Origin of the sequence: Mesorhizobium sp. ORS 3428, from assembly GCF_001854785.1 — a bacterium.
Lineage (GTDB): Bacteria > Pseudomonadota > Alphaproteobacteria > Rhizobiales > Rhizobiaceae > Mesorhizobium.
This window is the reverse complement of sequence record NZ_MDFL01000121.1, coordinates 49,487-59,072: the sequence shown is the minus strand read 5'-3', so window position 1 is coordinate 59,072 and position 9,586 is coordinate 49,487. Positions and strand designations below refer to the sequence as shown.

The 9,586-nt window shown below is 62.7% G+C and carries 9 protein-coding genes; 8 read left to right on the top strand and 1 reads right to left on the bottom strand.

Annotated features, from left to right (window positions below):
* Positions 1-407 precede the first annotated feature (407 nt).
* Positions 408-761 carry a hypothetical protein gene (locus ORS3428_RS33065; protein WP_131802913.1) on the bottom strand — a complete coding sequence of 118 codons (354 nt, stop codon included), beginning with the start codon at positions 759-761 and terminating at the stop codon, positions 408-410.
* 138 nt (positions 762-899) lie between these two features.
* On the opposite strand from ORS3428_RS33065, the gene ccoN reads away from it, so the two are divergent.
* The 8 genes from ccoN to ccoS all read left to right on the top strand — a co-directional run bounded on the left by ccoN (position 900) and on the right by ccoS (position 8,957).
* Positions 900-2,510, top strand: coding sequence for a cytochrome-c oxidase, cbb3-type subunit I (gene ccoN / locus ORS3428_RS17715; protein WP_071099591.1), 1,611 nt, complete (start codon positions 900-902; stop codon positions 2,508-2,510).
* A 10-nt stretch (positions 2,511-2,520) separates the two neighbouring features.
* A complete protein-coding gene (gene ccoO / locus ORS3428_RS17710; RefSeq protein WP_071099590.1) occupies positions 2,521-3,252 on the top strand; it encodes a cytochrome-c oxidase, cbb3-type subunit II in 732 nt (243 codons plus the stop codon).
* Positions 3,253-3,265: 13 nt separating this feature from the next.
* A complete protein-coding gene (locus tag ORS3428_RS17705; protein ID WP_071035201.1) occupies positions 3,266-3,415 on the top strand; it encodes a CcoQ/FixQ family Cbb3-type cytochrome c oxidase assembly chaperone in 150 nt (49 codons plus the stop codon).
* Between the two features lie 2 nt (positions 3,416-3,417).
* Complete coding sequence (gene ccoP / locus ORS3428_RS17700; protein WP_071099589.1) at positions 3,418-4,281, top strand: cytochrome-c oxidase, cbb3-type subunit III; 864 nt, start codon at positions 3,418-3,420, stop codon at positions 4,279-4,281.
* 200 nt (positions 4,282-4,481) lie between these two features.
* Positions 4,482-6,041: a cytochrome c oxidase accessory protein CcoG gene (gene ccoG / locus ORS3428_RS17695; protein ID WP_071099588.1), complete on the top strand. Its 1,560-nt coding sequence runs from the start codon at positions 4,482-4,484 to the stop codon at positions 6,039-6,041.
* Positions 6,038-6,553, top strand: coding sequence for a FixH family protein (locus tag ORS3428_RS17690; RefSeq protein WP_071099587.1), 516 nt, complete (start codon positions 6,038-6,040; stop codon positions 6,551-6,553). The genes ccoG and ORS3428_RS17690 overlap by 4 nt, the downstream gene beginning before the upstream one ends.
* A complete protein-coding gene (locus ORS3428_RS17685; protein ID WP_071099586.1) occupies positions 6,550-8,805 on the top strand; it encodes a cation-translocating P-type ATPase in 2,256 nt (751 codons plus the stop codon). The genes ORS3428_RS17690 and ORS3428_RS17685 overlap by 4 nt, the downstream gene beginning before the upstream one ends.
* Positions 8,802-8,957: a cbb3-type cytochrome oxidase assembly protein CcoS gene (gene ccoS / locus ORS3428_RS17680; RefSeq protein ID WP_071035199.1), complete on the top strand. Its 156-nt coding sequence runs from the start codon at positions 8,802-8,804 to the stop codon at positions 8,955-8,957. The genes ORS3428_RS17685 and ccoS overlap by 4 nt, the downstream gene beginning before the upstream one ends.
* Positions 8,958-9,586: the final 629 nt, after the last annotated feature.

Here is a 9,586-nt window from a genome sequence, read left to right as displayed (position 1 = left end):
GGATCCGACAGCTTCACAACCGCAGCCGGAAAGGCTTGTCGAATGGGAAGATCGGCGGGCCCGCCGCGAGTGTCTCCTTCGCGCCGGAAGTGATGACCTCGACTGCGTCGACGTCGAATGACGAGGTTGTCGCCGGGGGAGGGCGAATGTTCCCTTTCGCCATCGGGGCAGTACGGTGCCACAGATGACGGCCCGGATTGCCGGCATGGCGGCGCGATTTCATCACGCGCTTGGCTGCAACCTCCTCGGATCATGAATACGATCGCCCTACTGAGAACGAGGGGCCAAAAGCATCGCGATGGATGACCAGCCAGGGGCAATTCCAAGAAAACTGAGCAAGATTTTCCGTCCGGCGTTCCGCTGAAGGGGAGACGTGGTCATGAAATAACCTGCTGGCCAGCTCGACATCAGCGCGCCGCGGTTGAAACAGATAGCGGCCGATCGCCGGCATCGCCAGAGGCGCCCAGCGGTCCCGTCCGGTCACTGCTCGCAGCGTCGGCGACGAAGGCCTTGGCACAGATTGCCAATATTCTTATTTGGCCAGCAATGTTGCCGCGTGTCTTGATGTTGGCGATTGGCCGGGCCTCGGGGCGGTTGCGCTGCGCCAATCCTGTCAACGTCGGCAAGCCATCGGCCATACGTCGCAGACCCACGCGCGTCATCGGATTGCTCGCGATTGCCACCACGCCGCAGCGGCCCGGGGCGGGGCTTGTTTCAGTAAGCGGGCTTCGCCGTGCCGCGTTTCCTTCTTCAATCGCCACCTTCTCATCGCACCGAACTCGATGCTGCCTGAGGCAAAATCGTGCGGCTCTGACATGGATCAGGGCAAACAGGCCGCGACTGCGTAATCAATGCGCTGCGGATTGGCGTCCGCCGGAATTTCCAGATCGGGTCTTGCGATGAAATTTGGCACAGAGWTCGTCCTTCTAAGCCTGTTTGCCTTTGCAGCTCTAGTCGCCGCCGGCTTCGGCGTGGACGAAGCCTTTCGCCAGCATATGTGGGTTTTGTTCTTCGCCCTGGTTGGCTTCAACGCGATCCTGATGCGCAACACCGATTTCAAGCCGGCAGCTCCGATCGACCCCGCAGCTTACATGGATGGACCGATCCGCTATGGGGCCATCGCCACGGTTTTCTGGGGCGTCGTCGGCATGCTGGTCGGCGTCGTCATCGCGCTTCAGCTTGCATACCCTCATCTCAACATCGAGCCCTCGTTCAATTTCGGCCGGCTGAGGCCGCTTCATACCTCCGGCGTCATCTTCGCCTTCGGCGGCAATGCGCTTCTGTGCACATCCTTGTATGTCGTGCAGCGAACGTCCCGAGCCAGGCTGTTCGGCGGCAATCTCGCCTGGTTCGTCTTCTGGGGCTACCAGCTCTTCATCGTCATGGCCGCGACCGGCTATCTGCTGGGCATCACCGAAGGCCGCGAATACGCCGAGCCCGAGTGGTATGTCGACCTCTGGCTGACAATCGTGTGGGTCGCGTATCTGGTCCTTTTCCTCGGCACCATCCTGAAGCGCAAGGAACCGCATATCTACGTCGCCAACTGGTTCTACCTCTCCTTCATCGTGACCATCGCGATGCTGCATGTGGTCAACAACCTGTCGATGCCGGTCTCGTTGCTTGGCTCGAAGAGCTACTCTGCCTTCTCCGGCGTTCAGGACGCCCTGACCCAGTGGTGGTACGGGCACAATGCCGTGGGCTTCTTCCTGACGGCCGGCTTCCTCGGCATGATGTATTACTTCGTGCCGAAGCAGGCGAACCGGCCGGTCTATTCCTACCGCCTGTCGATCATCCACTTCTGGGCGCTGATCTTCCTCTACATCTGGGCCGGGCCGCATCACCTCCACTACACCGCGCTGCCCGACTGGGCGCAGACGCTCGGAATGGTGTTTTCGGTGATGCTGTGGATGCCTTCATGGGGCGGCATGATCAACGGCCTGATGACGCTGTCCGGCGCCTGGGACAAGCTGCGCACCGATCCCATCATCCGCATGATGGTCGCGGCCGTCGCCTTCTACGGCATGTCGACCTTCGAAGGTCCGATGATGTCGATCAAGACCGTCAACTCGCTCTCGCATTACACCGACTGGACCATCGGCCATGTCCACTCCGGCGCGCTTGGCTGGGTGGGCATGATCTCGTTCGGCGCGATCTACTACATGGTGCCGAAACTCTGGAACCGCGAGCGTCTCTACTCGCTGCGCCTCGTCGCCTGGCACTTCTGGCTGGCGAGCCTTGGCATCGTCGTCTACGCGGCCGTGATGTGGGTTTCCGGCATCATGCAGGGCCTGATGTGGCGCGAGTACGACGAGCARGGGTTCCTTGTCTACACCTTCGCCGAAACGGTCGCCGCCATGCATCCCTACTATGTCATGCGCGCCGCAGGCGGCGCCATGTATCTGTCCGGTGCACTGATCATGGCTTGGAACATCGCAATGACCATCTTTGGCCACCAACGTGAAGAGGATCCGATGCCGGGCTCAATCGACGCCCTCCAGCCCGCCGAATGAGGAGCCAGACATGGGCCTGATGGATAGACACGCGCTGATCGAGAAGAACGCCACGCTGCTTCTCGTCGGATCCCTGCTGGTCGTGACCGTCGGCGRCATCGTCGAGATCGCGCCGCTGTTCTATCTCGACAACACGATCGAGAAGGTCGAGGGGATGCGCCCGTACTCGCCGCTCGAACTCGCAGGACGCAACATCTACGTGCGCGAGGGATGCTATCTCTGCCACAGCCAGATGATCAGGCCGTTCCGCGACGAGGTCGAGCGCTACGGCCACTACAGCCTGGCGGCCGAGTCGATGTACGACCATCCGTTCCAGTGGGGGTCCAAGCGCACCGGGCCGGATCTCGCGCGCGTCGGCGACCGCTACTCCAACAGCTGGCACGTCCAGCATCTTACCGACCCGCGCTCCGTCGTGCCGGAATCCATCATGCCAAGCTATGCCTTCCTGAAGGATAGGCCGATCGACGTGAAAGACTTCTCCATGCACCTCGTCGCCAACCGGCGCGTCGGTGTCCCCTACACCCACGACCTAGTCGTGCAAGCCAACGCCGACCTGATGGCGCAGGCCAATCCTGACGCCGACACGTCCGGACTGGAAAGCCGCTATCCGAAAGCCAGGGTCGGCGACTTCGACGGCAACCCGCAGCAGGTCACCGAGATGGACGCCCTGGTCGCCTATCTGCAGATGCTCGDCACTCTTGTCGACTTCAAGAACTACGACGAAGCCGTTGGCTACCGCTGAGGAGAACAAACAGATGGACTACAACCTGATGCRCGAGTTTGCCGACAGCTGTGGCCTGCTTGGCATGGTGCTCTTCTTTGCTGGATGYGTTGCCTTCGCGCTCCGACCGGGCGGTCACAGTCAGGCTCATGAAGCCGCACACATCCCCTTCAAAGACGACTGATCATGAGCACGCAGTATATCGATGATATGTCGGGCGTCTCAACCACCGGTCATGAGTGGGACGGCATCAGGGAACTCAACAACCCCCTTCCACGCTGGTGGGTGATCACCTTCTACGTCACCATCGCCTGGGCGATCGGCTACACCATCGCCTACCCCGCCTGGCCGATGCTGAGTTCCGCCACCAGGGGCGTTCTGGGCTTCTCCAGCCGTGGCGAGGTCAAGAACGAGATGGCGGCGGCGGAAGCCGCCAAGACCAAATATGTCGCGGCGATCAAGTCCAAGAGCGTCTCCGAAATCGCCGGCGACGATGCCCTGCGCGAGTTTGCCGTCTCGGCCGGCGGCGCGGCGTTCAGGGTCAACTGCGTGCAATGCCACGGATCCGGCGCGCAAGGATCGAAGGGATTTCCGAACCTCAACGATGACGATTGGCTCTGGGGAGGCAAGATGGAGCAGATCCAGCAGACGATCACGCATGGCATTCGTTTCACCGCGGATGGTGACACCCGCCAGTCGGAGATGCCTGCCTTTGCCGATGTGCTCCAGCCCGAGCAGATCGCTCAGGTCAGCGCTTTCGTTGCCAGCCTTTCGGGGGCCGTCARGGACAAGAGCATGAGTGAGCCCGGCGGCAAGGTCTTCGCGGAAAACTGCGCTGTCTGCCATGGCGAGAACGCAAAGGRCAACAGAGAATTCGGCGCACCCGATCTGACCGATGCGATCTGGCTCTATGGGCCTGGCGAAGCTGCCATTGCTTCGCAGGTACGAGCCCCGAAGGGCGGGGTGATGCCCGCCTGGATCGAGCGCCTCGGCGAGATCAAGGTCAAGGAACTTGCAGTCTATGTCCATTCGCTTGGCGGCGGAGAATAGGCGGCGGCCTGTTCTCGGCCCTCCCCCCGCCAAGCGACGAGGCCCGGCGCGAGCCGGGCCTCGACCGCGTTGCGGCAGTCCGCGATTGAACTTCCTCAACCCGACGCTGCTCGCCATGCGGCAAGGGTCTCCCGACCATCGCCCAGAACCCGTGGTCGAGTGTCGGCCGCGAACATCGTCGCTGGTCCCCGGAGCGTCTCGTGCTTGATAACAAGCAGATAAAACGACTGGAGGCCGAAGCRGTCAACTCCGCCAAGACGCGACAGCCGCTCTACGCGGCGCGCAGAAAGATCTTCCCCAAGAGCGCCTCCGGCCGTTTCCGCCAGTTCAAATGGCTGGTGATGGCGATCACGCTCGGCATCTATTACCTGACGCCCTGGCTGCGCTGGAACCGTGGTGCCTTCGCACCCGATCAGGCCGTTCTCATCGATCTGGCAAACCGCCGTTTCTACTTCTTCTTCATCGAGATCTGGCCGCAGGAGTTCTACTACGTCGCCGGTCTTCTCATGATGGCAGGCGTCGGCCTTTTCCTAATCACGTCGACGGTCGGGCGAGCCTGGTGCGGCTATACCTGCCCGCAGACTGTCTGGGYTGACCTGTTCCTGGTCGTGGAACGCGCGATCGAAGGCGACCGCAATGCGCGCGTGAAGCTCGATGCCGCGCCCTGGAGGGCGCGCAAGCTTTTCCTGCGCGGATCCAAGCATGCCATCTGGCTCGTCATCGCGGTCGCCACCGGCGGCGCCTGGATCTTTTATTTCGCCGACGCGCCCAAGCTGCTTGGCGAAGTCTTGAGCGGCACGGCCGCCCCCGTCGCCTATGCCACGATCGCCGTGCTTACCGGCACCACCTATGTGTTGGGCGGGCTGATGCGCGAGCAGGTCTGCACCTATATGTGCCCCTGGCCGCGCATCCAGGCCGCCATGCTCGACGAAAATTCGCTGACGGTGACGTACAATGACTGGCGCGGCGAACCACGTTCGCGTCATGCCAAGAAGGTCTCGGCCGAAGGACGAGCGGTCGGCGACTGCGTCGACTGCAAGGCCTGCGTCGCCGTCTGCCCGATGGGGATCGACATCCGCGACGGCCAGCAGCTGGAGTGCATCACCTGCGCGCTCTGCATCGACGCTTGCGACGGCATCATGGACAAGCTCGGCCGCGAACGCGGGCTGATCTCCTACGCAACGCTGGCGGATTACAACRCCAACATGGCGCTGGCGACCGCCGGAGGCGCAAACCCGGTCGATCCGGCGCTCGTGAGAACGGCGAGCGGCGGCTTCGTCGACGGCCTCGCACATTTCCACCTGGGCAAGATCTTCCGGCTGCGCACCTTCATCTATCTCGGCGCATGGTCGGCGATCGGGCTGGTGCTCGTCTATTCGCTGCTGACGCGCGAGGGGCTGGAGCTGAACGTCCTGCACGACAGGAATCCGCAATTCGTGACGCTTTCGGACGGCGCGATCCGCAACGGCTACACCGTCAAGCTGCTCAACATGATCCCCGAGCCGAGGACGATCGAGGTCACGCTGGAAGGCCTCGACGGCGGCGAGATGAGCATCGTCGGCATCGACCAGGCCCCGAGCCGCTCTTTCTCCATTCCAGTCGAACCCGACCGGCTGAAGACGCTGAAGGTTTTCGTTCGTCAGCCGGCAGGCCAGATCAAGAAGCCGGTTCAACGCTTCGAATTCCGCATCGAGGACAACGCGAGTTCCGAATCCGCCGAATACACCGCCAGTTTCAACGCGCAGGAGAACGGCAGATGAGCACTGATACACAGAAGTCGCGGGAGTTCACCGGGAGCCACATGCTGATCGTCATCGTCAGCTTTTTCGCGGTGGTGATTGGAGTCAACGTCACCATGGCAACGCTTGCCCGAAAGAGCTGGACCGGCCTTGTCGTCGAGAACACCTACGTCGCCAGCCAGCAGTTCAACGAGGAAGCCAGGAAAGGAAGAGCGCAGGCCGCACTCGGCTGGAAAGGCAAACTGACCATCGCCTCCGGCGAGGTCCGCTACGGTCTTGTCGACCCCCAGGGAAAGCCGGTGCCGCTRCACGGCGTCAAGATACTGTTTCGGCATCCGGCCTACGAGGCCGAGGACGAAGTCGTAACCCTTGCCGCCCCCTCCGGCGGCGCCGCTGCGAAGACCGAGGAATTTGCCGCCCGGCACACGCCGAAGGATGGCGTCTGGATCGTCGAGATCGATGCCGACGCCGGGCTGGCCACTCCATTCCGCGATGTCCGCCGCGTGATGATCTCGAATGGGGCCCTGCAATGAGCTGCTGCGCGCCGGGATCTGAAATAGCATTGGAGGTCGCAGCGTCGGCTTTGCCCTCCAGTGACGAGATCAAGCTGGCCAGCCGTTCGTTGGGCGGTGACAGCCACCAGACGGATTTGTCGGTGCCGGCGGTCCATTGCGGTGGCTGCATCCAGGCGATCGAGGYCGCGCTCGCCAAGCTCGAAAATGTTGAATCCGCCCGCGTCAATCTCTCGACGAAACGCGTGTCGGTTCGCTGGCATGGCGACCAAGTCCCTCCGTTGTTCGCCACGCTTGGCCGGCTGGGCTATCAGGCGCACCTGTTCGACCCGGAAATTCACGAAAAGGACAAGACGCTTTCGGAGTTGATCCGCGCCGTCGCCGTGGCCGGCTTCGCGGCCGGCAACATCATGCTGCTTTCGGTGTCGGTCTGGTCCGGCGCCGAAGGCGCGACACGGGATCTGTTTCACTGGATATCGGCGCTGATCGCCATCCCGGCGCTCGCCTTCGCTGGCGGGATCTATTTCCGCTCCGCGGCGAATGCCCTTAGCCACGGCCGTATGAACATGGATGTGCCGATCGCTGTCGGTGTGTCGCTCGCCTACGCGATGAGCCTCTATGAGACCATCAATCAAGGCGAGCACGCCTATTTCGACGCCTCAGTATCGCTGCTTTTCTTCCTGCTGATCGGCCGCACGCTGGACCATGTGATGCGCGAGCAGGCGCGAACGGCCGTCAATGGCCTGTCGCGGCTTGCCGCGCGAGGGGCCGTCGTCCTGCGGGACGACGGAATACGCGAATATGTGCCGGTCGCCGAACTTGCGCCGGGAATGCGCCTGCTCATTTCGGCCGGAGAACGGATACCGGTTGACGGTGATATCGCCAGCGGGAATTCCGACCTCGATTGCTCGATCGTCTCCGGCGAGAGCGCGCCAAAGGCCGTCGGGGCCGGCGCCCATGTGCAGGCTGGCACGCTCAACCTGACGGGTCCGCTGACGATGCGGGCGACCGCCGCCGCGAAGGACTCCTTCCTGGCGGAAATGGTTCGGCTGATGGAAGCCGCCGAAGGCGGCCGCTCGCGCTACCGCCGGATCGCCGACCGGGTGTCGTCGCTCTATGCGCCCGTGGTCCATCTGGCGGCCTTTGTGACATTCCTCGGCTGGATGGTTGCGTCCGGCGATTGGCATCGCGCCATGACCATCGCCATCGCCGTGCTCATCATCACATGCCCCTGCGCGCTCGGCCTTGCGGTGCCGATCGTCCAGGTCGTGGCGGCGCGACGCCTGTTCGAGGCCGGCGTGATGGTCAAGGACGGCTCGGCCATGGAGCGCCTCGCCGCAATCGATACGGCCGTGTTCGACAAGACCGGGACACTGACTTTGGGGCGTCCGAAGCTTGTAAACGCGTCTGCGATCGATCCCGCCATGCTTGCAATAGCGGCCGACATCGCTGCTCATTCGCGCCACCCGTTCTCAAAAGCCATTGCCGCCCATGGCGGATCTGCCGATCAGCCTAAGCTTCTCTCCGTGCGGGAAGAACCGGGCTTCGGCATCGAAGCGCTCGCAGGGGACGACGTCTGGCGCCTTGGCCGACGCGGATGGGCCGGGTGGAAGGCACGCACCGGCAGCGAAGGCAAGCCCGGCGGCTATGGCGGCACGGTGYTTTCGAGGAATGGCAGCATTGTCGCATGTTTCGCCTTCGAGGACGCGGCCCGATCGGACGCCAAGGCGGCAATCCAGCAGTTGAAGGGCGCAGGCGTGTCGGTCGATATGTTGTCCGGTGATACCGAGAGGGCCTGCAGCGAGGTTGCCGACGCATTGGAGATCGACAATTTCGTGCCGGCGCTGCTGCCCTCGGGCAAGGTCGAGTGGATCGAAGCGCTGACCCGTGCCGATCATAAGGTGCTGATGGTGGGCGACGGCCTCAACGACACGCCGGCACTGCGCGCGGCGCATGTCTCGATCGCCCCGGCGACCGCGGCCGACATCGGCCGCAAGGCCGCGGACTTCGTCTTCCTGCGCGAAAGCCTCCTCGCGGTCCCACTCGCCATGGAGGTCTCGCGCAGGGCCGGCGGGCTCATTCGCCAGAACATCGCCATCGCGATCGTCTACAATGCCTTTGCCGTGCCGATCGCTATTCTTGGACACGTCACGCCGCTGATCGCCGCCATCGCCATGTCCGCTTCCTCGCTGCTTGTCATTGGAAACGCCCTGCGCCTGCAAGGCTTTGCAACCACCACGACGGCTCCTTCGGCAACGGGCGCGGGCTCATGACGACGCTCGTCTACCTGGTACCAGCAGCGCTGTTCCTTGGCGCGCTCGGGCTATCCGGCTTTCTATGGGCGTTGAGCAGTGGTCAATACGAGGATCTCCACGGGGCCRCTGAACGCATCCTCATCGACTGGGACGACAAGCTGGAACGCTGACCTGATCACTGTGCTGGCAATTGTGCGGATGGCGATGGTCAGCCGGGTCGACTTGGTCGCRGCCAGACTGCCAAGGCTCCCACAGCGAGCTCGCCAAGCCACGTTCAATTAGTCCTACCGCTCGAAGGACTTGTCGCCCGTTCCTCCGTGCGGGCGGCTCACGTGCCAAAGTACCTCGCATGGCAGATAGGAGCGTCCGATGTTTGCTTGAAAAATGCTGCCGAGCCGATGCGACTGGCGCGAAAAACGGATCAGCCAAGATTAAGTTTGCCGAACGTACGCCGCAGGGGCGCCCGTCATTCCAGGATGACGTGACCACATCGCATTTTCTTGGGCCGTTGACCAGTCGAGCATAAAAGCCGCCGCTGTCGACTTTGCCGCGCCTGGCTGATCCAGATCAAGGTTATCTTCTGGCCGGCGTGGTTACGTCGACCAATCCTTCAAGGGAGAGGGAGAATGTATGTCTAACGGACAGTGTGGTCGTTACGTTCAGCGAATAGCGGTGGTGAGAATCCCCCTTTCTGGCTGGCAATCTGCCTGGCTCGGCCCGTGGCTTAAGGCGATGCGGCGCACAACGGCAGCCAGGCCAACCGGTCCACGGGTTGCGGCTCAACAGAACCAGCAGCTCA